Annotated in this window: 27 protein-coding genes; 11 read left to right on the forward strand and 16 right to left on the reverse strand. The window is 58.8% G+C overall.

From position 1 onward, the window contains the following. The first annotated feature begins 29 nt into the window (after nt 1–29). Nucleotides 30–575: a gamma carbonic anhydrase family protein gene (locus CQ009_RS02690; protein ID WP_105704788.1), complete on the forward strand. Its 546-nt coding sequence runs from the start codon at nt 30–32 to the stop codon at nt 573–575. Between the two features lie 29 nt (nt 576–604). Next, on the forward strand, nt 605–1,255 hold the full coding sequence (locus CQ009_RS02695) for an HAD family hydrolase (protein WP_105704789.1): 651 nt from the start codon (nt 605–607) through the stop codon (nt 1,253–1,255). A 93-nt stretch (nt 1,256–1,348) separates the two neighbouring features. On the opposite strand, the gene CQ009_RS02700 is transcribed toward CQ009_RS02695, so the two are convergent. Then, nucleotides 1,349–2,431 (reverse strand): aminopeptidase, encoded by a 1,083-nt coding sequence (locus CQ009_RS02700; protein ID WP_105704790.1) that lies wholly within the window; start codon nt 2,429–2,431, stop codon nt 1,349–1,351. 59 nt (nt 2,432–2,490) lie between these two features. Here CQ009_RS02700 and CQ009_RS02705 point away from each other — a divergent pair, with 59 nt between their 5' ends. After that, the gene (locus CQ009_RS02705) at nt 2,491–2,913 is read left to right on the forward strand and encodes a hypothetical protein (RefSeq protein ID WP_064389760.1); all 423 of its coding nucleotides are present in this window, start codon (nt 2,491–2,493) and stop codon (nt 2,911–2,913) included. 40 nt (nt 2,914–2,953) lie between these two features. Then, the gene (locus CQ009_RS02710; RefSeq protein WP_105704791.1) at nt 2,954–3,373 is read left to right on the forward strand and encodes a hypothetical protein; all 420 of its coding nucleotides are present in this window, start codon (nt 2,954–2,956) and stop codon (nt 3,371–3,373) included. Nucleotides 3,374–3,379: 6 nt separating this feature from the next. On the opposite strand, the gene CQ009_RS02715 is transcribed toward CQ009_RS02710, so the two are convergent. Both CQ009_RS02715 and CQ009_RS02720 read right to left on the reverse strand, forming a co-directional pair. Next, entirely contained in the window at nt 3,380–3,619 is a 240-nt protein-coding gene (locus tag CQ009_RS02715; protein ID WP_105704792.1) for a DUF1161 domain-containing protein, read from the reverse strand. A gap of 258 nt (nt 3,620–3,877) precedes the next feature. Continuing rightward, on the reverse strand, nt 3,878–4,309 hold the full coding sequence (locus tag CQ009_RS02720) for an OsmC family protein (RefSeq protein WP_064389763.1): 432 nt from the start codon (nt 4,307–4,309) through the stop codon (nt 3,878–3,880). 243 nt (nt 4,310–4,552) lie between these two features. Here CQ009_RS02720 and CQ009_RS02725 point away from each other — a divergent pair, with 243 nt between their 5' ends. Beyond that, a complete protein-coding gene (locus CQ009_RS02725) occupies nt 4,553–5,554 on the forward strand; it encodes an LLM class flavin-dependent oxidoreductase (RefSeq protein ID WP_105704793.1) in 1,002 nt (333 codons plus the stop codon). Between the two features lie 247 nt (nt 5,555–5,801). On the opposite strand, the gene CQ009_RS02730 is transcribed toward CQ009_RS02725, so the two are convergent. Together CQ009_RS02730 and CQ009_RS02735 are read right to left on the reverse strand one after the other, a co-directional pair. Then, nucleotides 5,802–6,026, reverse strand: coding sequence for a DUF1161 domain-containing protein (locus tag CQ009_RS02730; protein WP_064389765.1), 225 nt, complete (start codon nt 6,024–6,026; stop codon nt 5,802–5,804). Nucleotides 6,027–6,154: 128 nt separating this feature from the next. After that, on the reverse strand, nt 6,155–6,370 hold the full coding sequence (locus CQ009_RS02735; protein WP_007911688.1) for a dodecin: 216 nt from the start codon (nt 6,368–6,370) through the stop codon (nt 6,155–6,157). A gap of 157 nt (nt 6,371–6,527) precedes the next feature. Between CQ009_RS02735 and CQ009_RS02740 the strand changes: the two genes are divergently transcribed. Beyond that, nucleotides 6,528–6,854 (forward strand): YqjD family protein, encoded by a 327-nt coding sequence (locus tag CQ009_RS02740; protein ID WP_007911686.1) that lies wholly within the window; start codon nt 6,528–6,530, stop codon nt 6,852–6,854. Here CQ009_RS02740 and CQ009_RS02745 read toward each other — a convergent pair. Beyond that, on the reverse strand, nt 6,827–7,744 hold the full coding sequence (locus CQ009_RS02745) for a LysR family transcriptional regulator (RefSeq protein ID WP_105704794.1): 918 nt from the start codon (nt 7,742–7,744) through the stop codon (nt 6,827–6,829). The two genes, CQ009_RS02740 and CQ009_RS02745, sit on opposite strands and share 28 nt — an antisense overlap. 114 nt (nt 7,745–7,858) lie before the next feature. Here CQ009_RS02745 and trpB point away from each other — a divergent pair, with 114 nt between their 5' ends. The 3 genes from trpB to CQ009_RS02760 all read left to right on the forward strand — a co-directional run bounded on the left by trpB (nt 7,859) and on the right by CQ009_RS02760 (nt 10,481). Next, the gene (trpB, locus tag CQ009_RS02750) at nt 7,859–9,091 is read left to right on the forward strand and encodes a tryptophan synthase subunit beta (RefSeq protein WP_105704795.1); all 1,233 of its coding nucleotides are present in this window, start codon (nt 7,859–7,861) and stop codon (nt 9,089–9,091) included. Further along, nucleotides 9,091–9,903: a tryptophan synthase subunit alpha gene (gene trpA, locus CQ009_RS02755; RefSeq protein WP_105704796.1), complete on the forward strand. Its 813-nt coding sequence runs from the start codon at nt 9,091–9,093 to the stop codon at nt 9,901–9,903. The genes trpB and trpA overlap by 1 nt, the downstream gene beginning before the upstream one ends. A gap of 122 nt (nt 9,904–10,025) precedes the next feature. Further along, nucleotides 10,026–10,481, forward strand: coding sequence for an anti-virulence regulator CigR family protein (locus CQ009_RS02760; RefSeq protein ID WP_105704797.1), 456 nt, complete (start codon nt 10,026–10,028; stop codon nt 10,479–10,481). Nucleotides 10,482–10,565: 84 nt separating this feature from the next. Here CQ009_RS02760 and CQ009_RS02765 read toward each other — a convergent pair whose 3' ends face one another. The 10 genes from CQ009_RS02765 to CQ009_RS02815 form a co-directional block, all read right to left on the reverse strand. Continuing rightward, nucleotides 10,566–12,527 carry a DUF4105 domain-containing protein gene (locus CQ009_RS02765; protein ID WP_105704798.1) on the reverse strand — a complete coding sequence of 654 codons (1,962 nt, stop codon included), beginning with the start codon at nt 12,525–12,527 and terminating at the stop codon, nt 10,566–10,568. Next, on the reverse strand, nt 12,524–12,844 hold the full coding sequence (locus CQ009_RS02770; protein WP_007911662.1) for a DUF2388 domain-containing protein: 321 nt from the start codon (nt 12,842–12,844) through the stop codon (nt 12,524–12,526). Before CQ009_RS02770 ends, CQ009_RS02765 begins: the two co-directional genes overlap by 4 nt. Before the next feature lie 27 nt (nt 12,845–12,871). Further along, nucleotides 12,872–13,189 carry a DUF2388 domain-containing protein gene (locus tag CQ009_RS02775; RefSeq protein ID WP_105704799.1) on the reverse strand — a complete coding sequence of 106 codons (318 nt, stop codon included), beginning with the start codon at nt 13,187–13,189 and terminating at the stop codon, nt 12,872–12,874. 108 nt (nt 13,190–13,297) lie between these two features. Further along, nucleotides 13,298–13,615: a DUF2388 domain-containing protein gene (locus tag CQ009_RS02780; protein ID WP_064389772.1), complete on the reverse strand. Its 318-nt coding sequence runs from the start codon at nt 13,613–13,615 to the stop codon at nt 13,298–13,300. 376 nt (nt 13,616–13,991) lie between these two features. Further along, nucleotides 13,992–14,207, reverse strand: coding sequence for a DUF1127 domain-containing protein (locus CQ009_RS02790; protein WP_007911656.1), 216 nt, complete (start codon nt 14,205–14,207; stop codon nt 13,992–13,994). Nucleotides 14,208–14,528: 321 nt separating this feature from the next. Then, entirely contained in the window at nt 14,529–16,022 is a 1,494-nt protein-coding gene (locus tag CQ009_RS02795; protein WP_008081132.1) for an acetyl-CoA hydrolase/transferase family protein, read from the reverse strand. A 214-nt stretch (nt 16,023–16,236) separates the two neighbouring features. Continuing rightward, nucleotides 16,237–17,670 (reverse strand): NAD(P)(+) transhydrogenase (Re/Si-specific) subunit beta, encoded by a 1,434-nt coding sequence (locus CQ009_RS02800; protein WP_016985542.1) that lies wholly within the window; start codon nt 17,668–17,670, stop codon nt 16,237–16,239. Next, nucleotides 17,670–17,990: an NAD(P) transhydrogenase subunit alpha gene (locus CQ009_RS02805; RefSeq protein WP_003187417.1), complete on the reverse strand. Its 321-nt coding sequence runs from the start codon at nt 17,988–17,990 to the stop codon at nt 17,670–17,672. Before CQ009_RS02805 ends, CQ009_RS02800 begins: the two co-directional genes overlap by 1 nt. A gap of 15 nt (nt 17,991–18,005) precedes the next feature. Continuing rightward, a complete protein-coding gene (locus tag CQ009_RS02810) occupies nt 18,006–19,127 on the reverse strand; it encodes a Re/Si-specific NAD(P)(+) transhydrogenase subunit alpha (RefSeq protein ID WP_064389773.1) in 1,122 nt (373 codons plus the stop codon). Between the two features lie 434 nt (nt 19,128–19,561). Then, nucleotides 19,562–20,461, reverse strand: coding sequence for a LysR family transcriptional regulator (locus tag CQ009_RS02815; RefSeq protein ID WP_064389774.1), 900 nt, complete (start codon nt 20,459–20,461; stop codon nt 19,562–19,564). A 158-nt stretch (nt 20,462–20,619) separates the two neighbouring features. On the opposite strand from CQ009_RS02815, the gene CQ009_RS02820 reads away from it, so the two are divergent. Together CQ009_RS02820 and CQ009_RS02825 are read left to right on the forward strand one after the other, a co-directional pair. Further along, complete coding sequence (locus CQ009_RS02820) at nt 20,620–21,801, forward strand: acyl-CoA dehydrogenase (RefSeq protein ID WP_007953903.1); 1,182 nt, start codon at nt 20,620–20,622, stop codon at nt 21,799–21,801. 13 nt (nt 21,802–21,814) lie between these two features. Beyond that, nucleotides 21,815–23,035: a CaiB/BaiF CoA-transferase family protein gene (locus tag CQ009_RS02825; RefSeq protein ID WP_064389775.1), complete on the forward strand. Its 1,221-nt coding sequence runs from the start codon at nt 21,815–21,817 to the stop codon at nt 23,033–23,035. Nucleotides 23,036–23,341: the final 306 nt, after the last annotated feature.

The raw sequence follows: 23,341 nt of genomic DNA on the forward strand, positions 1-23,341 counted from the left end.
AGCTATCGGCGACAGAGAGAGAAATTATCGTGTCCCTTCGCAAGTACCAGAATCACACCCCGCAGTTGAGTAAAGGCGCGTTTGTCGACAGCTCGGCGGTGGTGATCGGCGACGTCGAAATCGGCGAAGACAGCTCCGTCTGGCCGCTGACCGTGATCCGTGGCGACATGCACCGCATCCGCATCGGTGCGCGCACCAGCGTGCAGGATGGCTGCGTGTTGCACATCACCCACGCCGGCCCGTTCAACCCCGACGGCTTCCCGCTGCTGATCGGCGATGATGTGACCATCGCCCACAAAGTCATGCTCCACGGCTGCAGCGTCGGTAGCCGCGTATTGATCGGCATGGGCAGCATCGTCATGGACGGCGCGGTGGTCGAGGACGATGTGATCATCGGCGCTGGCAGCCTTGTGCCACCGGGCAAACGCCTGGAAAGCGGCTTCCTCTATGTGGGTAGCCCGGTGAAACAGGTCCGTCCGCTGACCGACAAGGAAAACGCGTTCTTCACTTACAGCGCGGCCAACTACGTAAAGCTCAAGGACCTGCATCTAGCCGAAGGCTACGACACACTCTGAATCGAATTTGCGACTGCTCAGGAATACTCATGCATTACCAAACCGTACTGTTCGACCTCGATGGCACCCTGACCGACCCGCGTGAGGGCATCACCCGTTCCATTCAGTTTGCCTTGGCCAAACTCGGCATCGATGAACCGGACCTGACCAAGCTCGAACACTTCATCGGCCCGCCACTGTTGCAGGCGTTCATGCAGTTCTACGATTTCGATGAAGCCCAGGCGTGGCAGGCGGTGAATTTCTATCGTGAACGCTTCAAGGTCACTGGCCTGTACGAGAACCGTGTGTTTGAGGGTGTCACGCCATTGCTGGAAACCTTGAGCGGGCAGGGGCGGCAGCTGTATATCGCTACCTCGAAGCCGTGGGAATTCGCCCGCGAGATTGCCCGGCATTTTGATTTCGCCCGGCACTTCAAGGTGATTTACGGCAGCGAGCTGGATGGCACGCGGACCAACAAGGTTGAGTTGATTGCGCATCTGATCAAGGAAGAAGGGCTGGATCCTGCGAATACGCTGATGATTGGCGATCGCAAGCATGACTTGATCGGCGCGCGCAGCAATGGGCTGGATGCAGCGGCAGTCGGTTATGGGTTTGGCAGTTTTGAAGAGTTGAACGCTGAGGCGCCGGCTTATCACTTTGAAACGCTGGATCAGTTGCATCAGGCCTTTTTGCAGCGCTGATTAGATTGCTTTCGCGAGCAGGCTCACTCCTACATTTGGAACGCATACCCCTGTAAGAGTGAGCCTGCTCGCGATGACTTACTCCCAATCAACTCAACTGTTTGGATCTGCCAACATTTTCAAAGCCGCCTTACGCTCAGCCACCGGCAATCCACCCAACCGCTCAACCTGCGCATAAAACCTCAGCCAATCCCCCCCAACCTGCCTGAACAACGCCGCAAACGCCGGCACCCACTGGTCATACAACCCAAACGGCAACAACCGCGCATTGTTCAACGGCGCGTTCACCCAGGTGTCATAACGCTTGTCTCCATCCCACTGACTGTCGCTCATTTTCCGATAATCCCGGCGAAACTGTTCGAACTCCGCCGCCTTGCGTTCGCGCATCTGTTCGGTCGACAGCGGCTGTGCATACAATTTTTCCAACCGAGACCGCACATCCAGCACCAACTCGATGAACTGATCCCGCTGCTTCAACCGTGAGTCAGTGTCCGCTGGCAACCCGCGAAACGCCCGCCACTGCCGGGTGCCTTCCTGCTCGACAAACGTGGCGAAGGACTCGTTGAACTCGGTGTCGTCCTTCACATAAAAGCGTTGATGAGCCAGCTCGTGAAAGATCAGCGTGGCCAGGCGTTCATCACCCCAGCCCATCATTGAATTAAGAATGGGATCGTTGAACCAGCCGAGCGTCGAATAGGCCTCAACGCCGCCAATCGACACGTCCATGCCTTGCAAGCGCTGGATCGCCGCCTCACCGCGGGCCGCGCTCTGGCTGTAGTAACCCCGATAAGCCACGCAGCCGGCAATCGGGAAACAATGGTTCTGCGGCGTCAGGGAAAACTCCTGAGTGGCGAACACATTCCACACCACAAACGGTCGGCCAATGTCGGCATACAGGCGATAGCTCTGGTTGTCCGGCAGGTGCAGATGCTCGCTGGCGAACGCCCGGGCCTTTTGTGACTGGGCCAGGTGCGTGCGTAATTTCGCATCGCGGCTCGGGTCGGCAATGATTTTTTCCACCGGCTCGCGCGCCCGCAGCAATTGCAGCTGGCCGCTGGCCAACTGGCTGTAATAGCTGACGCTGGCGCAACCGTTGAGCAACAAAAACATCACACCCGGAAACAAAACCCGAAAAACGCGATCAAGTAACCCAAGGCTTGGAAACGGCCTGCTCAAAATAAGAAATCCCCCGGAGAGTCTGCCCGCAAGACTATCCCGCCTAAAGGAGCACCGCTATGCGCATGTTGATGTTGTCAGGGGGCCTGCTGACGCTGGCCGGTTGTGCCAATTTCGGAATGCCCGAACCCGACCCTTCGCAAGCCTGGATCGATCTCGATGCCCGGCAACAGGATACGGCGCTGCAAGCGCTGCAAGTCGATACCCGGGCGACCACCGACAAACGCTACTTCGAAGTGCAGCCCGGTAGCCATGAGCTGAAGGTGCGTTATCAATTTCCGGTGGAGGCGACCAATATCGGTCCCGATGCCGAACCGCTGTGGCGCGATTGCCAGTTGAGTGTGAAATTCAAGGATTTCAACGCGGGCCAGCGTTACCAGTTGCAGGCCGGCAGTATCGGATTCCGACCTTGGGCCAAGCTTTATGACGAGCAGCGAAAAGTGGTAGGCCAGGGCACGCCGGCAGGCTGTCAACGCACCTGAACGGCGCTATGCTGAGTGTCCGGGCCAGTGGATATTCATCATGCGCAAATTGCTTTCATTGATCGTTGCCAGCCTTTTGGCCGGTTGTCAGACGCCGCTGCCTCCGGTCGATCCGCAAATGGCCTGGGTCGACTTTTCGACGCCGACGCCGGGCGGCAAATTACTGATGGCTGAGCGTCTCGACAATCAACGGCTGAATGACGGGCGCTACTTTCAGGTCACCCCCGGCAGTCACGAGCTGCGCGTGCGCTTCGACTTTGAAGTGTTTGGCGGGGGCGGCGCATTGATGACCGGGCCGGTAGAGCGCCTGTGTTACCTGTACATACGCTACGACCATTTCGAGGCGGGGCAACGTTATCTGCTGGAGGGGCGTTCGCTGGCGTTCACCCCGAGTGCCCGGCTTTATAACGCCAGACGCGAGATCGTTGCTGAAGATCGCCAATACAACTGCATCAACTGAAGCGCCTCAGCTATCGTTCTTCTGGTAGATGATAGCTTTGGTGCCGTTCTCACATGAACCGACCACCATGGCGATGTCATGCTTTGTTGCTTCTTCCTTGCTGACGATTTCCAGTGTGTAGGACGGCACTGCTTTAGCCTGGATCTTGACTTCGATCTCTTTCTTGAGTTCTTCGCAGTCTTTGGGTGCGGCAAAAACCGAGGTGGCCAGTGCACTGCAGAGAATCGCCAAGCCGATACGTTTCATGAGTGAAGCTCCCTGAGGCAGCGCGCACGGGCGTGCGCTGAAGCTGCTGTCATTGATTCGACCATACTTTTACCGCGAGGGTTCTGACTTCGCTCACAAGTTGTTCTGAAGGTTTAAATCTTGGGAGATCTGCAGATTGCTATCGCGAGCAGGCTCACTCCTACAGGGAATCCTGGTCGCTCACAATAATTGTGTCCGCTGGAGATCAACTGTAGGAGTGAGCCTGCTCGCGATAGCGCCAGACCGGTCAACCCAAAATCAACTGACCAGCGAAGCCTCAAGCGTAATCTTCGCATTCAGCACTTTGGATACCGGGCACCCTTCCTTGGCCTTGTTGCTCAGCTCTTCAAACTGCGCCTGCGTCGCCCCCGGGATTTTCGCCTTGAGGATCAGCTTCACCGCCGTGATCGCGAACCCGCCATCCACTTGGTCGAGGGTCACTTCCGCATTGGTATCGATGCTGTCGGCCTTCAGGCCCGCATCGCCCAAAATCATCGAAAACGCCATGGAGAAACAACCGGCATGCGCAGCGCCGATCAGTTCTTCCGGGTTGGTGCCCTTGCCGCCTTCGAAGCGCGCCTTGAAGCCGTAGGGTGCTTCTCTGAGGACACCGGTTTCGGTGGAGATCGAGCCGATGCCGGTTTTCAGATCGCCTGCCCAATGTGCGGATGCTTTCTTCACGATAGCCATGTCTGCCTCCTCAAGATCTGACGCGGAAACGCCGCGTCGTCGTGGTTTTTGCTTGCAAGGCTTCTGAGGATAGACGTCGGAACAAAGTTCAGCCCGTCTGAATCGTTGACTTTTTTAGTAGGAAATATCTTCGCTGCTATTGAAACTCGGGTATATGCCCTCATTGCATGAAACACGCTTATGGATTCGGCAGGGTTTCGTTCGCTAAGAAAAACCTGCCGCCTCACTCGGAGACGCAGGTTTATGAAGCAACTGTCCGACGTAAAATTTTCCACCCTCGATCTGGTGCCGGTGCGCGAAAATGGCAGCCCGGCGCAGTCGCTACGCAACTCGCTGGACCTGGCGCAGCACGTCGAAAAATTTGGCTACACGCGGTTCTGGGTGGCTGAACACCACAACATGGACGGCATTGCCAGTTCCGCGACCTCGGTTTTGCTGGGTTATCTGGCGGGTGGCACGTCGACCATTCGTGTCGGCTCCGGTGGCGTTATGTTGCCTAACCATGCGCCGCTGGTGATTGCCGAGCAGTTCGGTACGCTGGAAAGTTTGTATCCGGGGCGGATTGATCTGGGTCTTGGCCGCGCGCCGGGATCCGATCAGATGACCGCTCGTGCGCTGCGCCGCGAACGCTCCGGCAGCGCTGATGATTTTCCCGAAGACGTCGCCGAACTGGTGCGCTTCCTCGGCCCGCGTACCCCGGATCAGCGTGTGATCGCGATGCCGGGCACGGGCACCAATGTGCCGATCTGGTTGCTCGGTTCCAGTCTGTTCAGTGCGCAGTTGGCCGGTGAACGCGGTTTGCCCTACGCCTTTGCCTCGCATTTCGCCCCGCGTTTCATGCACGAGGCGATCCGCGTCTACCGCAATCACTTCAAGCCGTCGGCGGTGCTCGACAAGCCGTACGTGATGCTCGGTGTGCCGTTGGTGGCAGCGGATACCGATGAACATGCCGATTATCTGGTGACGTCGGTGTATCAGCGCATTCTGGCGTTGATGCGTGGGCAGAGCCTGGTGCAGCGTCCGCCAGTGAAAACCATGGAAGGCTTGTGGTTGCCGCATGAGCGTGAGGCGGTGGGGGATTTCCTTGGGCTGGCGATGGTCGGTAGCCCAGCGAAAATCCGCGCGAAGCTGGAGGTGTTGGTGGAACAGACTCAAGCGGATGAGCTGATTTTCACCAGTGATCTCTACGAACACGCTGATCGTGTGCATTCGTACGAGTTGTTGGCGCAGGTTATGAAGGACTGAAAGGCACCCTCACCCTAGCCCTCTCCCAGAGGGAGAGGGGACTGACCGGGTTGAATGTTCGAGGTACGCCGACCTGAAAAATCCAGTCGTACTCAGGTTCTGATACAACCCACGATCTGCCCCCTCTCCCCCTCGCCCCCTTGGGGGAGAGGGCTGGGGTGAGGGGGATCAATCTCAAACACACCACAAATCTTTCAGACACAAAAAAGCCGACGCCTTCACGTCGGCTTTTGCATTTCAGGCGCGATCAACCGCGCTGGTAGACGATTTCCTTGGTGCCACCTTCGCAGGTGCCAACGACGTCGCCGCCAGCCGCTGCGCCCTTGTCGACAATCTCCAGCGAATACCCGGAAACGCCCTTGGCATCGAGCTTCGCCGCAATCTCGCTTTTCAGCTCTTCACATGGCTTACCGGCAGCAAACGCACCACCCGCAAGGCTCAACAAACCTACTGCCAACATGAACTTCTTCATCGGTCGCACTCCCTGGTCGGATTGAAAGAGGCGGGCATCAGGTCATCCACCCGATGCGCTCACCCTGTAGCGCTTTGCCATTCCTATGGCACTCGGCCAGCGCGCAAGTTCAGAAGACTAGACCAAACTCAGCTGCTGGCAATGCGGAAGCCGACTTTCAGCGTCACCTGAAAGTGCGCAGCCTTGCCGTCCTTGATGTGGCCACGGGTGTCGACTACTTCAAACCACTCAAGATGCTTGATGCTCTTGTTGGCTTCGGCCAGCGCGTTGTTGATGGCGTCTTCGATGCTGCTGGCGGACGAACCGACCAGCTCGACTTTCTTGTACGTGTGATGGTCACTCATGGCGATCTCCTTGGCGTGTGGAATTGAGACTAGCAGTGAATCTGCACTGTTGATTTCGGTGGCTTTGCGCAGACGAAGTTCAGAATTTCTGCACTTTCTCAAACCGCTGAAGTCCCAACCAACACACGCCACTCATCACCAATGCAGGAGAGCCACCATGGCCAACACCTCTTTACGTAAAGCCTCGTTGCAAAGCATGGAAGCCGAGATCGAGAGTCTGCTCAAGTCGTTGGAAAGCCTGAAGGATGACGCTTCGGACGAGTCGCGCAAGACCCTCAAGGCGCTGAAAAGCAATGCTGAAAGCGCGCTGAAACATTCGCGTCACCTGCTCAGCGACGCCTATGAAGAAGTCAAAGTGAAAACCCGCGAGACCGGGATCGCCACCCGTGATTACGCCCAGGAACATCCGTGGACGACGGCCGGTGTGGCGGTCGGTGCGATCGGCTTGCTCGCCGCTTACTTGCTGTTCAAGCGCGGCGAGTGATCGCTCTGGCGCAGCTCGTTCTTGAGCCATTGCGCCAGTTGCCGGGCGCGCCCGTCAGCGGCGCGCTTGGGTAGCCACAACGCCAGTTGCGCCGGGGTTTCACAAAAGCCCCACGGCGCAACCAGGCGACCGGCCTTCAAATCTTCCGTCACCAATGGTTCCGGCGCGATTGCCACACCAAGACCCGCGACCGCTGCCTCCAGCAAATAATACAAATGCTCGAAACCCTGTCCCGACTTCAATGCTTTGGCATCGAGGTGGTTTTGTTGCGCCCAACTCGGCCACGCCTGTGGACGAGAGGTCGTGTGCAGCAGCGGTTCATCGAGCAGCGCCGAGGCTGGTGCGGTTTGCAGGCGTTGATAGCCACTGAACAGCGGGCTCATCACCGGGCCGATGCGTTCTGCGGCCAATTCGTAAACTTGCATATCTGCCGGCCATGGCGGCTCGGCGAACAGCAGCAAAGCGTCCAGACCGGGACGTCGTGGATCGAGATCGCCTTCGCCGGCTGACAGGTGCAGGCGCAAGTCTGGAAGATCGGCATTCAAGCGCCCCAAGCGCGGAATGAACCAGCGTGCCAGCAGACTTCCGGAGCAACCCAGGACGAACGGTGCATCGGCGGTGTTCTGCGTGAGTTCAGCACAAACACTGCGCAAGCGATCAAAAGCCTCACCGCTGGCATCGCGTAAACGCAGGCCGGCATCTGTGAGTTTCAGGCCGCGCCCGTCCTTGACGAAGAGACTGACACCCAAGTGCTCTTCCAGCACCTTGAGCTGACGACTGACTGCGCCATGGGTGACGTGCAGTTGCTCGGCGGCCTGACTGACACTGTTCAGCCGGGCGGTGGCTTCGAACGCACGCAAGGCGTTCAGCGGAGGAAGGTCATGGCTCATGATATCTGTGAGTTTTCCTGACAGGTTGTGGCGATCTTATCGGTTTTCAGCTTGGAAAGTCAGGGGTAGAGTGGTCGTCATTGTCTCTTGACCCGAATTCACCTGGAGCAACTCATGACCCAGACTTCGAACACTTCCAATCTGCGCAACGGCCCGGACGATAACGGCCTGTTCGGCTCGTTCGGTGGCCGCTACGTGGCAGAAACCCTGATGCCGTTGATCCTCGATCTGGCTCGCGAATACGAAGCGGCCAAGGAAGATCCGGCATTCAAAGAAGAATTGGCCTACTTCCAGCGCGACTATGTCGGACGTCCGAGCCCGCTGTATTTCGCTGAACGCCTGACCGAATTCTGCGGCGGCGCGAAGATTTATCTGAAGCGCGAAGAGCTGAACCACACCGGCGCGCACAAGATTAACAACTGTATCGGCCAGATTCTGCTGGCGCGGCGCATGGGCAAGAAACGCATCATCGCCGAGACTGGCGCCGGCATGCACGGCGTGGCGACTGCCACAGTTGCAGCACGTTTCGGTCTGGATTGCGTGATCTACATGGGCACCACTGACATCGAACGTCAGCAGGCCAACGTGTTCCGCATGAAGCTGCTCGGCGCTGAAGTGATTCCGGTGGTGGCCGGCACCGGCACCCTGAAAGACGCGATGAACGAAGCCCTGCGTGACTGGGTGACCAACGTCGACAGCACCTTCTACCTGATCGGCACCGTGGCCGGCCCGCACCCGTACCCTGCGATGGTTCGCGACTTCCAGGCCGTCATCGGCAAGGAAACCCGCGACCAGTTGCAAGCGCAGGAAGGTCGTCTGCCGGACAGCCTGGTGGCGTGCATCGGTGGCGGTTCCAACGCGATGGGCCTGTTCCATCCGTTCCTCGACGATAAGAGCGTCGAGATCATCGGCGTTGAAGCGGCCGGTTACGGCATTGAAACCGGCAAGCACGCGGCGAGCCTCAACGGCGGCGTTCCGGGCGTGTTGCACGGCAACCGTACTTTCCTGCTGCAGGACGACGATGGCCAGATCATCGACGCCCACTCGATTTCCGCCGGCCTCGACTATCCAGGTATCGGCCCGGAACATGCGTGGTTGCATGACATCGGTCGCGTTCAATACACCTCGGTGACCGACGACGAAGCCCTCGACGCGTTCCACAAATGCTGCCGCCTGGAAGGGATCATTCCTGCACTGGAAAGCGCCCACGCCTTGGCTGAAGTATTCAAACGTGCGCCGAAGCTGCCGAAGGATCACCTGATGGTGGTCAACCTGTCGGGCCGTGGCGACAAAGACATGCAGACCGTCATGCATCACATGGAACAGTCTAAGCAGGAGAAACACTGATGAGCCGCCTGCAAAGCCGTTTTGCCGACCTCAAAGAACAGAATCGCGCCGCGCTGGTGACCTTCGTCACCGCCGGTGATCCGGACTACGACACTTCGCTGGCGATTCTCAAAGGCTTGCCGGGTGCTGGCGCCGACGTGATCGAGCTGGGCATGCCGTTCACCGACCCGATGGCCGACGGCCCGGCTATTCAACTGGCGAACATCCGTGCCTTGGGCGCCAAGCAGAACCTGGTGAAAACCCTGCAAATGGTTCGCGAGTTCCGTGAAGGCAACAGCGACACGCCGCTGGTGCTGATGGGTTACTTCAACCCGATTCATATGTATGGCGTTGAGCGCTTCATCGCTGACGCGAAAGAGGCCGGCGTCGATGGCCTGATCGTGGTCGACATGCCGCCTGAGCACAACGCAGAACTCTGCGACCCGGCGCAGGCTGCAGGTCTCGACTTTATTCGTCTGACCACGCCGACCACCGACGACGCGCGTCTGCCGAAAGTGCTCAATGGCAGCTCAGGTTTTGTTTACTACGTGTCGGTAGCCGGTGTGACCGGTGCCGGCGCTGCAACGCTGGAGCATGTTGAAGAGGCGGTCACTCGTCTGCGTCGTCATACCGATCTGCCGATCAGCATCGGTTTCGGTATCCGAACCCCGGAGCAAGCGGCATCCATCGCGCGCCTGGCCGACGGTGTTGTGGTGGGCTCGGCGTTGATCGATCACATCGCCAACGCGACCACGCCAGCGCAAGCCATCGACGGTGTGTTGAGCCTGTGCTCGGCACTGTCCGAAGGTGTGCGTAAGGCCCGCGTCAGTTGAAGGTAAAGTTCCTGATACAGAGGAATTAGCACCTCAAAGCACAGACTAAATGAGCAAGACCGAGGGCTTCAGAACATCGTTCTGCAGCCCTTTTTGCTGTTTGTGCCGTGAGGAAAGACCCGATGAAAATGCCGAAACGTCTGATTGCCGGACTGGGCGTGCTGATGATCAGCGCGACGCCGCTGCTGGCCAGCGCCGATCCGCGCGACGATCACGACCACGGCGGCCCGCAGCAGGGCCATTACGATCACCGTGGCGACAATCACGGTGACGATCACCGTGGCCCGCAGAACGATCACCGTGGTGGCCCGCCGCCGCGCGACTTCGGCCCGGTGCGCCAGACCATTCGTGACAATCATGGCTATTTCGTGCGCGGTGCGCCGCCGCCACCGGGGATTCATCTGGAGCGTGGCCGGCCGTTGCCGCACGGCTATTACGGCGAACGTCTGGATAATCGCGCATTGGGTCGCTTGCCGGTATATCCGGGCTACGAATGGCGTCGGGCTGGCGGCGATATCGTGCTGATCGCAGTGGGTACCGGGATCGTTTACGAGATTCTCGATGGGGTTTTGTATTAATCCTTAGTTAGTCAAAAGATCGCAGCCTGCGGCAGCTCCTACATGGGATTGTGTAGGAGCTGCCGCAGGCTGCGATCTTTTGCTTCAGGGCAGTTCCAGGCCCCCAGAGGCCTTGTGCAATTGGCGCAAATGCGCGCCAATCTGCTTCACGTTCTCCTCACTCGCCGCAATCTCCGCAGCGCGCTTCGGCTCCAGCAACTTGCGCACCTCCGCGTCCAGATCACCAGACAGCACCAGCAGTTTCTTCTGCCGCTGACTGCTTTCATCCTCCAGCCGCTTGAATTCGCTCGGCTGCGGCAAGCCGTAACCACGGCTATCGAGCAACTCCGCCGGGCGACTGAGGAAGCCGCTGTTGGCGAGAATTTCCTGCAACGTTGCGTTGGCCTTGTCCATGCCTCCGTTCTCCAGCTCCCGCGCGCCGAGGTAACGCTGTTTGACCTCGTCCTGCGCCAGTAGCAACTGGCGGCGGTAACTGGCCTGCTCCAGCAACAACAACGCGGCGCTGGTGCGCAAGTCTGCCCGCTCGAACCACTCGCGGCGTTCTTCGGCAGTCAGCGAAAGCCATTCCTCGACGGTGGTCTGCTTGATCGGCAACTGCTTCTTCAACACATCGAACATCGCCTGATAGCGATCGCGGAACGAGTCGAAACGATAACCCAGACGCAGCGCTTCTTTCGGGTCATCCAGCACACTGGTATCCGCCAGACCACGGCCCTTCATCACTTCCAGCAAGCCGTTGGGCATGATGCTGTCCAACCCGACGAACTGGCTGTTGTCACTGCCGCTGCGCAACAGTTTTAGACCTTCTACCGCGCAGTTGTTGGAGAGGAAGAAGTAGTTGCCGTCGTAGCTCCAGTGCATTTCGGCCGCGTGCTCGACCACGCCTTCAATCTCGTCCCGCGACAGGTTGATCGGTACGGAGGCGAGGCTGCGCAATTCGGTCTTGGTGTATTCGTCGATGACCTGCGCCAATGGCAGCACGAACAGCCGCGACGGGTATTTGCCGACCAGCCCGTCCCAGCTCGACAACTGCACATCACCGACAAAGGCGCGGTACGACAGCACCAGATGCTGATCGAGATCGAGCCGGCAGTCCGGCCCGCGTGGTCGGCCCGGTGCACAGATCACCAGTCGCAACATGCTGTGGCCCCAGCGGCTGACCCAGTTCTGATTGGCCTCGGCCAGCAGGTAGTCGACGGCGTAGACCCGTTCCGGATCGACTTGCCCTAACGGTTGCTTGGCAAAATCGTTACCGGCATTGAGAAACGCGAAGGTCTTGCTGCAAGTGTCCTTGGCAGTTGGCGCCCAGCCGAAGTGTTGCTGGTAATAGCGATACAGCGCCGGGCGACGGCAGGCGTAGCTCGGGTCGAGGAGGAAATACTCCATGTTGACCGCGACGAACTCCTTCGGGCTGGAGATCTCGTACAGATCGGGGCTGCGCGCGATCTGCCGGTTGTGCTGTTCGCGCTCACCGCGCCGGCCGACGTATTGCTGCCAGCCGGCGAGGTCGAGCAGGCGCGGGTCATCGCTGAGGGTGAAGCGCCGGCCATTCTGGCCGCGACACTCGTCGGGAATGCCGATCAACCCGGCGCTGTTGAAACGTCGGGTGCAGCGCTGGATCAGCGTGCGCTCGGCACTCGGCCACAGGCGCGCGCGGTCATAAATGTGGGTGATTTCGTGCAGCACCGTGGCGAGTAATTCCTGACGCACAGTGCCGTGGGGGCGATTGGTTTTTTCTTTGGCCGCGCTACCGTCGGTGAGGCCCGCCAGCAGTTTGCGATTCAGATCCAGTTCGGAAACCAGCGTGGCCTGGCCGTAGGCATTGGCGGGCATGTCGTCGGTCCAGCCGACATCGATGCGTCGATCCAGCCGCTCGATAAAGCTCGGCGGCAATTTCTGCATGGCCTCATCGATCAGCGCTTGGCTGGCCTGTTGTTGGGCGGGGCTCAGCCCCTCGGTCTTGAGCCGCAATTGCAGGCCGGCGTGGGCGCTGTTGCCAAGCAGCAACAACGCCCCGGCCAGCAGCCAGGCGCCGAGTGACCTCACAGTGCGAGGATGGCTTCGGCGAGCACCTGATCGCTGGCATCGCGCGCTTCCGGCACGCGCGTGCGCAAGGTGTTGAGCGCGGCTTCCAGGTGCGCGCCACGGATATCACCGTTGGTGGCGACGAAACTGGCGGCGTCATCGTGGGCTTCGCGGATGATTTTCGAGTCGCGGATCGACGTGGTGGTATCGGAGGTGAAATCGATGGTGCGCTGGGAGGCACGAACGATGATGTTACTGGTGGCTACCAGGGTGTGCGCCTGGGCCACGTCGGCCAACAAAAACAGGCCAAGGGCGGCAGCAATCAGCGGGCTACGCATGGAACGACTCCGAAAGGACAGGGATAGCTATTGGACGAGAATTGCCTCTGCCAGTTCAAGGTCGCTGACATGAAGTTTTGGCCGGGTTTTGCGCAGGTAATGCAGCGCTGATTCCAGCCGTGCGCCTCGCCATTCGCCATCAGTGGCCACGAATGCGGCGGCATCATCATGGGCCGCGAGCAGCAGTTTACGGTCGAAAGGGGCAGAAGACACCATGCTGGTGGCGTAACCACTGACGACGGTGCCTTGTGTCGATGCATTAAAAGCATCAAAGGCATCGACCGACGTCGTCCAGCAGGCGGTGAACAATACGGAAGGGATCAGCAGATTTGGAAGAAAGCGCATTGGACTCGATTACGGTTGGCGAGCCCAAAGGCTAGCGCAATGCCCGGGCCAGAGCCAGCGCCAAAGCATCGGGACACGTCCGCGCGTGCCCCGAGATACCGCAATCGCTTAGATCGTCAGGATGGCCTGAGCGAGCTGTGCATCGGTCGCTTGCAGCTGTGGCGCCTGGTGGCGGATGTGGTCCAGCGCGCTTTCCAGTTTCACGCCGCGGATCTCGCCCTGGCTGGCGACGAAGCTGGCCGCGTCGTCACGGGCAGCGAGAACGATTTTGTCGTCACGGAAGGACGAAGTGACGTCGGAAGTGGCGTCGGACGATGATTTTAGTGCGCCAACCACGGCGTCGGTGGTGACGATGAAGCTGGTGGCGCTGGCGTTGGCAGCCACGGCCAGCAGGGCGGCAGCGCTGAGCAGACGAAGACGGGACATAGGTTAACTCCTGTGGATAAACCGTATTGAAAGGTGGCTCGGTATCGTCTGGAGTCAGACGCCTGTTGCGCATCATTCGCCACGTTCTGTGTGGATATTAGGCGCAGATGCGTTCGCCAAACCAGCATCCAGACGAAAAATCGTAAGAGCTGCCGAAGGCTGCGATCTTTTGCTTTGGATTTTCAGGATCGAAAGATCGCAGCCTTCGGCAGCTCCTACAATTGTAATGGTCTGATTTAGAATTATATGAACTGTACTGGTTAAGCTTTTTAAGATCCCAAAACGACAAAACCCGTCGTGGTTTCCCACAACGGGTTTCGTTTGTTCAATTCGGGTTGCTGGCGGTGGGTCTAACGACCAGAGCCAGCGACGCTACTTAGCGCCAGAACGGCTTGCTCAGCTCTTCGTAGCGTTGTGCTTCGCTGATACCGGCGTCAGCCAGCAGACGCGAATCCAGACGGGCCAATTGGTGGCGGCTGGAGATGCGGCGCTGCCACAACATCAGGTTGGCGATAACGCGCAGAGGCAGGGAAGCCTGGGTGTTTACAGCTTTGTCTTCGAAGAACAGCTCGGAACTGAGTGTACGTTCCATGGTTGACATCCTTCCGCTTGTGGCGGGATCAGGTAGTGGTTTGACTGGTGCCCATGATCCTCTCGTTTGCATAGTCTCTCTAGATACAGTTCAACTGTATTGTGAGTGACCAGTTAACTGTTTATACGGGGTGTACGGGTCGAAATAGAGCAAACTGTACCTATCCGCACTCAAGTGGTGCATTTTTGCGTTATTTGCTAGGTGAAGTAGGTAAATGCTGTAGGAAATGACCAGTACAGCAGTACAGTTTTTGTCAGGCGGGAGGTTTGCGAGAGTCCGCTGATGCAAACTGTGTTTGCATCAGCGGTTTATCTGTGTGAATTACACAGCGAGCATGCGTCCGGTTTCTTCCAGATTCATGTGCCAGCTCAAGGCTTCACGCAGGATGTGCGGGGTGTGACCACCGATTGCGCAGGCCGCCGTGAAGTAATCGTTCAGTGCCTGACGGAAGTCTGGGTGCACGCAGTTATCAATAATGACCCGCGCACGTTCCCGTGGCGCCAGGCCACGCAAGTCGGCCAGACCGACTTCGGTCACCAGAATGTCGACGTCATGCTCGGTGTGGTCAACGTGGCTGACCATCGGCACCACGCTGGAAATCGCGCCGCCCTTGGCGATCGACTTGGTCACGAACACCGCCAGATGCGCGTTGCGCGCGAAGTCGCCGGAACCGCCAATGCCGTTCATCATCCGCGTGCCGCAAACGTGGGTCGAGTTGACGTTGCCGTAGATGTCGAACTCCAGCGCCGTGTTGATCCCGATAATGCCCAGACGGCGCACTACTTCCGGGTGGTTGGAGATTTCCTGCGGACGCAGCACCAGTTTGTCCTTGTACTTCTCCAGATTGCCGAACACGTCGCTGTTGCGTCGCTCCGACAACGTGATCGAGCTGCCCGACGCGAAGCTCAGCTTGCCGGCGTCGATCAGGTCGAAGGTCGAGTCCTGCAGCACCTCGGAGTACATGGTCAGGTCTTCGAACGGTGAATCAATCAGGCCGCACATCACCGCGTTGGCAATGTTGCCGATCCCGGCCTGCAGCGGGCCGAGCTTATTGGTCATGCGCCCGGCGTCGACTTCCTGCTTGAAGAAGGTGATCAGGTGCTCGGCGATGGCGTTGGTATCCACGTCCGGCGTGGACACGGTGGACGGCGAATCCGACTGTTGGGTAATAACGATGGCGACAATCTTCTCCGGCGGAATCGGAATTGCTGTGCTGCCAATGCGGTCGTCGACTTTTACCAGTGGGATCGGCGTGCGCGTCGGGCGGTACGTCGGGATATAGATATCGTGCAGACCTTCGAGGTTGGCGTTGTGCGCCAGGTTGATCTCGACGATTACCTGCTTGGCGAAAATCGCGAAGCTCGCCGAGTTGCCCACCGAGGTGGTCGGCACGATATGGCCCTGTTCGGTGATGGCCACGGCTTCGATGACGGCGATGTCCGGTAGCTTCAGTTGCTGGTTGCGCAGTTGCTCAACGGTTTCCGAAAGATGCTGGTCGATGAACATCACCTGGCCGGCGTTGATCGCCTTGCGCAGGGTGCTGTCGACCTGGAACGGCATGCGCCGCGACAGAACACCGGCTTCGGTCAGTTGCTTGTCGAGGTCGTTGCCCAGGCTGGCGCCGGTCATCAGGCTGATCTTCAGCGGCGTGACCTTGGCGCGCTCGGCCAGTGCGTGAGGGACGGCCTTGGCTTCGCCGGCACGGGTGAAACCGCTCATGCCGACGGTCATGCCGTCCTCAATCAGAGCGGCTGCGTCGGCGGCGCTCATCACTTTGTCCAACAACGAAGGCAGGCGAATACGGTCACGGTACATGGATTATTATCTCGGGAAGCGAGTAGCAGGATGCGCAGTCTAGTGAATTTGACGGGCGCCTGTCCCGCTACCAAGGTCGCAAACGAGGCGTCTATTCAGCGGGTTTCAAGTAAAACACCGTTACTGGATCTGCAACAACGCGGCATATTGTCCGACTGTTTGCGCAAACAAAAACGCCCCGACGAGTCGGGGCGTTCGGTGCTGCAGCGGGGAATTATTCGACCGCTTTGACCATGTCTTCGATGACTTTTTTAGCGTCGCCGAAGACCATCATGGTCTTGTCCAGATAGAACAGTTCGTTGTCCAGACCGGCATAGCCGCTGGCCATCGAGCGCTTGTTGACGATGATGGTCTTGGCCTTGAACGCTTCGAGAATCGGCATGCCGGCAATCGGCGACTTCGGATCGTTCTTCGCGGCCGGGTTGACCACGTCGTTCGCGCCGAGCACCAGCACCACGTCGGCCTGGCCGAACTCGGAGTTGATGTCTTCCATCTCGAACACCTGGTCGTAAGGCACTTCGGCCTCGGCGAGCAGAACGTTCATGTGGCCTGGCATACGACCGGCAACCGGGTGGATCGCATACTTCACGGTCACGCCACGGTGGGTCAGCTTCTCGGTCAATTCCTTCAGCGCATGCTGTGCACGCGCTACTGCCAAGCCGTAACCCGGGACGATGATCACGGTGTCGGCGTTGGTCAGCAGGAAAGTCGCGTCGTCAGCCGAACCGGATTTCACCGGACGGGCTTCTTTCGCACCGGCAGGGCCTGCATCGGCCGTGTTGCCGAAACCGCCGAGCAGTACATTAAAGAAGGAACGGTTCATCGCCTTGCACATGATGTACGAGAGGATCGCACCGCTCGAACCCACCAAGGAGCCTGCAATGATCAGCATCGAGTTGTTCAGCGAGAAGCCGATACCTGCCGCCGCCCAGCCCGAATAGCTGTTGAGCATCGACACCACGACCGGCATGTCTGCACCGCCAATCGGGATGATGATCAGCACGCCCATTACGAATGCCAGCGCCAGCATCAGCGCGAACGCGGTGAGGTTGCCGGTGAACATGAAGGTCAGGCCGAGTGCCAGCGTAGCCAGACCCAGCACCGCGTTCAGTTTGTGCTGACCGGCGAACTGTACCGGTGCGCCTTGGAACAGGCGGAACTTGTACTTGCCCGACAGCTTGCCGAAGGCAATCACCGAACCGGAGAAGGTGATTGCACCGATGGCGGCGCCGAGGAACAGCTCCAGACGGTTGCCCGTCGGAATCGAGTCGCCCAGCTGTTTAACGATGCCCAGCGATTGCGGCTCAACCACCGCAGCGATCGCGATGAACACAGCCGCGAGGCCGATCATGCTGTGCATGAAGGCGACCAGTTCCGGCATCTTGGTCATTTCAACGCGTTTGGCCATGATCGAACCGGCGGTGCCGCCGACCAGCAGGCCAACGATGACGTAACCGATACCGGCGGTTGCAAGTTCAGCGCCGAGCTTATAGATGAGGCCGACGGTGGTGAGGATCGCCAACGCCATGCCGAGCATGCCGAACAGGTTGCCGCGCCGCGAAGTAGTCGGGTGCGACAGGCCTTTGAGGGCCTGGATAAAGCAGATCGACGCGATCAGGTAGAGCGTCGTGACGAGATTCATGCTCATTACTTCGGCGCCTCTTCTTTTACTTTCGGGGCTTTCTTCTTGAACATCTCAAGCATGCGGCGGGTGACCAGGAAGCCACCAAACACGTTGACCGCCGCCAATGCCACCGCGAGGGTACCCATGGTTTTGCCCAGCGGCGTGACAGTCAGTGCAGCAGCGAGCATGGCGCCGACGATCACGATCGCCGAGATGGCGTTGGTGACCGCCATCAATGGCGTGTGCAGCGCAGGCGTAACGTTCCAGACCACGTGGTAACCGACATAAATCGCCAGCACGAAGATGATCAGGTTGTAGATACCGGGGGAGATAAGCTCTTCCATCGTCTGAATCCCTGCTTAGGCGTTTTTGCGGATGACTTGGCCGTCGCGGCACATCAGGCACGCGGCGACGATGTCGTCTTCGAGGTTGACGTCGAACTGGCCTTCTTTGGTGAACACCAGCTTGAGGAAGTCCAGCAGGTTGCGTGCGTACAGTGCCGAGGCGTCTGCAGCGACTTCGCCGGCCAGGTTGGTCGGGCCGCAAATGGTCACGCCATTCTCGACCACGACCTGATCGGCCACGGTCAGCGGGCAGTTGCCACCCTGAGCTGCCGCGAGGTCGATGACCACCGAACCCGGTTTCATCTGCGCCACGGTGTCCGCGCTCAACAGCGTCGGCGCCTTGCGGCCCGGAATCAGCGCGGTGGTGATGACGATGTCGGCTTGCTTGGCGCGTTCGTGCACAGCCTGGGCCTGACGCTGCATCCAGCTCGCTGGCATTGGCCGCGCGTAACCGCCGACACCGACGGCGCATTCGCGCTCTTCATCGGTCTCGTAAGGCACGTCGACGAACTTGGCGCCGAGGGATTCGATCTGCTCTTTCACTGCCGGACGCACGTCGGACGCTTCGATTACCGCACCCAGACGTTTCGCCGTGGCAATCGCCTGCAACCCGGCCACACCGGCGCCGAGAATCAGCACGCGCGCCGCTTTCACGGTGCCCGCAGCGGTCATCAGCATCGGCATGAAGCGTGGGTAGTGGTGAGCGGCCAGCAACACAGCCTTATAGCCGGCAATGTTCGCCTGCGACGACAACACATCGAGACTCTGCGCGCGCGAGGTGCGCGGCGCCGCTTCGAGGGCGAACGCGGTAATGCCGCACTCGGCCATCTTCGCGATGGTTTCGTTGTTGAACGGGTTGAGCATGCCCACCAACACCGTACCGCGCTTGATCAGCGTCAGTTCGGCATCGCTTGGCGCGACCACTTTGAGAATCAGCTCGGCGGCAAACGCGTCATTGGCACTGCCAATGGTTGCGCCTGCCGCTTCATAGGCACTGTCGACCACACTGGCGTTAACGCCGGCGCCGGTTTGCACAGTGACCTTATGACCTTGGCTGATCAGCTTTTTAATGGTTTCCGGGGTTGCAGCAACCCGTGTTTCACCGGTCTGGGTTTCGAGAGGAACACCAATGTGCACGTCAAATCTCCTGCGTGATCTTATTGAGTAAACCCATGCACTACGGATGGTGCGACTGGGGCGGCCGATCAGCACGATCCCGCCAAATCAGGGCGGGGCGCGGCATTTTGCAGGCGAACTTTATGCCCTTCAAGGGATTATGACGGGTGACGGAAAATTAACTACAAGTCATGCCGTGACCGAATGTCGCAGATGACCAGCTGAATCCCTTGCAGGCCGTGCCTTGTAAGGATTCTGGTCGAATATGGAAAAATTTCTCATCGGTGGCGTGAATAGGCAGCAATGCGTCGCCAATGAAGGCTCAAAGCCACGTCGTCAGGCGCTTGTGGGACGTCTGTACGACTTTCGGATACAGTCTGTCGAATTGCGACAATTACTTATATCTGTAGGGCTTTGATTTTCCTGACTACGGGGTTAGTTATCGCTGTAAGCCTTTATCCTTCTAGGCTGTAGCTCTGTGCCTGAGTTACCAGCCAATCACGAAATGCCTTTAACGACGCTGATTCGACCTTTCGTTCGGGAATCATCAGGTAATAGGCCTTGATGCTGGAGAGTGCCTGCGGGTTGGCAATCACCAGGCGTTTCTCTGCCAATTCACGCTGAATCAAGAACGGTGGAATCAGCGCGATGCCCATGTCGTGCATGGCCGCTTGGGCGAGCATGGAGAATAGCTCGTAGCGCGGACCTGTCATGTCGCGGGGGATATTCAGGTGTCGCGAGTTGAACCACTGGCGCCAGGCGTAAGGGCGGGTGGTCTGTTGCAGCAGCGGTAGTTCGGCAATCTCGTCGGCGGTCAGAAGCGTCTTGTTGCCGAGTAGGGCGGGGCTGCACACCGGCATCGGATTTTCGCCCATCAGCCTATGGGATTCGGTACCTGACCAGTCGGCATCGCCGAAGTAGATCGCGGCATCGAATTCGGTATCCGCGAAGAGAAACGGGCGGGTGCGGTTGGTCAGGTTGACCGTGACTTCCGGGTGCTTGAGCTGGAAATCCTTGAGGCGCGGCAGCAGCCATTGCGTACCGAAGGTTGGCACCACCGCCAACTCGATCACATTGGTGCCTTGCTGGCCCATCACCGACAACGTGTCGCGCTCCACTGCGTCCAGTTGCGTGGCGACCCGACGACTGTAGGAAAGTCCTGCTTCGGTCAGCTTCACCCCGCGCCGCGAGCGTCGGAACAGTTCCACGCTGAGGAACTCCTCTAGGCTGGCGATCTGTCGGCAAATGGCGCCTTGGGTGAGGGAAAGTTCTTCGGCAGCCCGGGTAAAGCTCTCGTGGCGTGCAGCGGCTTCAAAGCTGATCAGGGCGGTGGTGCTGGGGATCTTCCTGCGCATGTACGTCAACCTCACTAATGCGCCGCATAAAAGGCATTTCGCGACGTTTCGGAGTGAGAAATTAGCACAACAGAATGCGAAATCCTCGTTTGCCGCGACGGCGAACCACGCCTAGGATCAATGCCACGTTAATTCAGCCGATTTGCGAGGACATACTCATGGGCGGTAAAGCTAGCTTCAACTGGATCGATCCCCTGCTGCTGGATCAACAGCTCACTGAAGAAGAGCGCATGATTCGCGACACCGCCGAGCAGTTCGCTCAACAGAGTCTCGCACCGCGTGTTCTTGAAGCCTTCCGCCATGAGAAGACTGACCCGGCGATCTTCCGCGAAATGGGCGAAGTCGGCCTGTTGGGTGCGACCATCCCTGAGCAGTACGGTGGCAGCGGCCTCAACTATGTCAGCTACGGCCTGATTGCCCGCGAAGTGGAGCGCGTCGACTCTGGCTATCGCTCGATGATGAGCGTGCAGTCGTCGCTGGTGATGGTGCCGATCAACGAATTCGGCACCGAAGCACAGAAACAGAAATACCTGCCGAAACTGGCGTCCGGTGAATGGATCGGCTGCTTCGGCCTGACCGAGCCAAACCATGGCTCCGACCCAGGTGCGATGATTACCCGTGCACGTAAAGTCGACGGCGGCTACAGCCTGACCGGCGCAAAAATGTGGATCACCAACAGCCCGATCGCCGATGTGTTCGTGGTCTGGGCCAAAGACGATGCCGGCGACATCCGTGGTTTCGTCCTGGAGAAGGGCTGGAAAGGCCTGAGTGCTCCGGCGATTCACGGCAAAGTAGGCCTGCGTGCTTCGATCACTGGTGAGATCGTCATGGACAACGTGTTTGTACCGGAAGAGAACATCTTCCCGGACGTGCGCGGTCTGAAAGGTCCGTTCACCTGCCTCAACTCTGCGCGCTACGGCATTTCCTGGGGCGCACTGGGCGCTGCCGAGTTCTGCTGGCACACCGCTCGCCAGTACACGCTGGATCGCCAACAGTTCGGTCGCCCATTGGCCGCTACTCAGTTGATCCAGAAGAAACTGGCCGACATGCAGACCGAGATCACGTTGGCCCTGCAAGGCTGCCTGCGCCTGGGTCGCATGAAGGACGAAGGTACTGCTGCGGTCGAAATCACTTCGATCATGAAGCGCAACTCCTGCGGCAAGTCGCTGGACATCGCCCGCATGGCGCGCGACATGCTCGGCGGCAACGGTATCTCCGACGAATTCGGCGTGGCCCGTCACCTGGTCAACCTGGAAGTGGTGAATACCTATGAAGGTACTCATGACGTTCACGCACTGATCCTTGGGCGTGCGCAAACCGGTCTGCAGGCGTTCTATTAATAGGAGAGCGACCATGGGCGCGCTGTCGCATCTGCGGGTACTGGATTTATCGCGCGTGTTGGCCGGGCCGTGGGCCGGGCAGATCCTCGCCGACCTTGGCGCCGAGGTGATCAAGGTCGAGCGTCCGGGCAATGGTGACGACACTCGCGCCTGGGGGCCGCCCTTCCTTAAAGACGCTTATGGCGAGAATACCTCGGAAGCGGCTTATTACCTGTCGGCCAACCGCAACAAGCAATCGGTGACCATCGACTTCACCCGTCCTGAGGGGCAGAAGCTGGTGCGCGAGTTGGCGGCCAAGTCGGACATCCTTATCGAGAACTTCAAGGTCGGTGGTCTGGCGGCTTATGGGCTGGACTATGAGTCGCTGAAGGCGATCAATCCGAACTTGATCTATTGCTCGATTACCGGGTTCGGCCAGACCGGGCCTTATGCCAAGCGCGCTGGCTATGACTTCATGATTCAGGGGCTGGGCGGGCTGATGAGTCTGACCGGTCGTCCCGAGGGTGATGAAGGTGCCGGGCCTGTGAAGGTCGGTGTGGCACTGACGGATATCCTCACGGGGCTTTATTCGACTGTCGCGATACTGGCGGCGTTGGCTCATCGCGATCACGACGGTGGTGGTCAGCACATCGATATGGCGTTGCTGGATGTGCAGGTTGCGTGTCTGGCTAACCAGGCGATGAATTATCTGACCACGGGCAATGCGCCTAAGCGTCTGGGTAATGCGCATCCGAATATCGTGCCTTATCAGGACTTTCCTACGGCTGATGGTGATTTCATTCTTACCGTGGGTAATGACGGGCAGTTCCGAAAGTTTGCCGAAGTGGCGGGGCAGTCGCAGTGGGCTGACGATCCACGGTTTGCTACTAATAAACTGCGCGTCGCGAACCGGGCGGTGTTGATCCCGCTGATTCGCCAGGCGACGGTGTTCAAGACGACTGCCGAATGGGTTGCCGAGTTGGAGCAGGCGGGTGTGCCTTGTGGGCCGATCAATGATCTGTCGCAGGTATTCGAGGATCCGCAGGTGAAGGCGCGTGGTCTGGCGATAGAGCTGCCGCACGCACTGGCGGGAATGGTGCCGCAGGTGGCCAGTCCTATCCGTATGTCGCAGACACCGGTTGAGTATCGTCGTGCCCCGCCTTTGTTGGGTGAGCATACGCTTGAGGTTCTGCAGGGTGTGCTGGGCTTGGGCGCGGGTGCGGTGGCAGAGTTGAAGGCGGCTGGGGTGCTCTAAAGATCCCTTCTATATAGAAGGGATCACGTTTGCTTCCTATATATAGGTGCATTTGGTCGTTATTTAACCAATCTGCAAGTGATTGAAAGAAAAGCGAAATTAACGGTTGACGGCAGATTTGAGATGTCTATAATTCGCCCCACTTCCGGCGCAGTCGAAACGGAAAACTCCTTGAGATTCAATGAGTTATGTAGGTTTCGGCATTGGGTTGCTTCAGTTCATCGAAGCCAGAAAGGAAGTTGAAAAAGAGGTGTTGACAGCAGCGTGTAACGCTGTAGAATTCGCCTCCCGCTGCAGAGAGATCTG

Origin of the sequence: Pseudomonas sp. MYb2 (assembly GCF_002979955.1) — a bacterium.
Taxonomy (GTDB): Bacteria; Pseudomonadota; Gammaproteobacteria; order Pseudomonadales; family Pseudomonadaceae; genus Aquipseudomonas.

What these genes read in the sequence shown, in the direction of transcription:
- CQ009_RS02695 (WP_105704789.1), top strand. Translation starts at nt 605, where the DNA reads ATGCATTACCAAACCGTACTGTTCGACCTCGATGGCACCCTGACCGAC.
- CQ009_RS02705 (WP_064389760.1), top strand. Translation starts at nt 2,491, where the DNA reads ATGCGCATGTTGATGTTGTCAGGGGGCCTGCTGACGCTGGCCGGTTGT.
- CQ009_RS02710 (WP_105704791.1), top strand. Translation starts at nt 2,954, where the DNA reads ATGCGCAAATTGCTTTCATTGATCGTTGCCAGCCTTTTGGCCGGTTGT.
- CQ009_RS02715 (WP_105704792.1), bottom strand. Translation starts at nt 3,619, where the DNA reads ATGAAACGTATCGGCTTGGCGATTCTCTGCAGTGCACTGGCCACCTCG.
- CQ009_RS02720 (WP_064389763.1), bottom strand. Translation starts at nt 4,309, where the DNA reads ATGGCTATCGTGAAGAAAGCATCCGCACATTGGGCAGGCGATCTGAAA.
- CQ009_RS02725 (WP_105704793.1), top strand. Translation starts at nt 4,553, where the DNA reads ATGAAGCAACTGTCCGACGTAAAATTTTCCACCCTCGATCTGGTGCCG.
- CQ009_RS02730 (WP_064389765.1), bottom strand. Translation starts at nt 6,026, where the DNA reads ATGAAGAAGTTCATGTTGGCAGTAGGTTTGTTGAGCCTTGCGGGTGGT.
- CQ009_RS02735 (WP_007911688.1), bottom strand. Translation starts at nt 6,370, where the DNA reads ATGAGTGACCATCACACGTACAAGAAAGTCGAGCTGGTCGGTTCGTCC.
- CQ009_RS02740 (WP_007911686.1), top strand. Translation starts at nt 6,528, where the DNA reads ATGGCCAACACCTCTTTACGTAAAGCCTCGTTGCAAAGCATGGAAGCC.
- CQ009_RS02745 (WP_105704794.1), bottom strand. Translation starts at nt 7,744, where the DNA reads ATGAGCCATGACCTTCCTCCGCTGAACGCCTTGCGTGCGTTCGAAGCC.
- trpB (WP_105704795.1), top strand. Translation starts at nt 7,859, where the DNA reads ATGACCCAGACTTCGAACACTTCCAATCTGCGCAACGGCCCGGACGAT.
- trpA (WP_105704796.1), top strand. Translation starts at nt 9,091, where the DNA reads ATGAGCCGCCTGCAAAGCCGTTTTGCCGACCTCAAAGAACAGAATCGC.
- CQ009_RS02760 (WP_105704797.1), top strand. Translation starts at nt 10,026, where the DNA reads ATGAAAATGCCGAAACGTCTGATTGCCGGACTGGGCGTGCTGATGATC.
- CQ009_RS02770 (WP_007911662.1), bottom strand. Translation starts at nt 12,844, where the DNA reads ATGCGTAGCCCGCTGATTGCTGCCGCCCTTGGCCTGTTTTTGTTGGCC.
- CQ009_RS02775 (WP_105704799.1), bottom strand. Translation starts at nt 13,189, where the DNA reads ATGCGCTTTCTTCCAAATCTGCTGATCCCTTCCGTATTGTTCACCGCC.
- CQ009_RS02780 (WP_064389772.1), bottom strand. Translation starts at nt 13,615, where the DNA reads ATGTCCCGTCTTCGTCTGCTCAGCGCTGCCGCCCTGCTGGCCGTGGCT.
- CQ009_RS02790 (WP_007911656.1), bottom strand. Translation starts at nt 14,207, where the DNA reads ATGGAACGTACACTCAGTTCCGAGCTGTTCTTCGAAGACAAAGCTGTA.
- CQ009_RS02795 (WP_008081132.1), bottom strand. Translation starts at nt 16,022, where the DNA reads ATGTACCGTGACCGTATTCGCCTGCCTTCGTTGTTGGACAAAGTGATG.
- CQ009_RS02800 (WP_016985542.1), bottom strand. Translation starts at nt 17,670, where the DNA reads ATGAGCATGAATCTCGTCACGACGCTCTACCTGATCGCGTCGATCTGC.
- CQ009_RS02805 (WP_003187417.1), bottom strand. Translation starts at nt 17,990, where the DNA reads ATGGAAGAGCTTATCTCCCCCGGTATCTACAACCTGATCATCTTCGTG.
- CQ009_RS02815 (WP_064389774.1), bottom strand. Translation starts at nt 20,461, where the DNA reads ATGCGCAGGAAGATCCCCAGCACCACCGCCCTGATCAGCTTTGAAGCC.
- CQ009_RS02820 (WP_007953903.1), top strand. Translation starts at nt 20,620, where the DNA reads ATGGGCGGTAAAGCTAGCTTCAACTGGATCGATCCCCTGCTGCTGGAT.
- CQ009_RS02825 (WP_064389775.1), top strand. Translation starts at nt 21,815, where the DNA reads ATGGGCGCGCTGTCGCATCTGCGGGTACTGGATTTATCGCGCGTGTTG.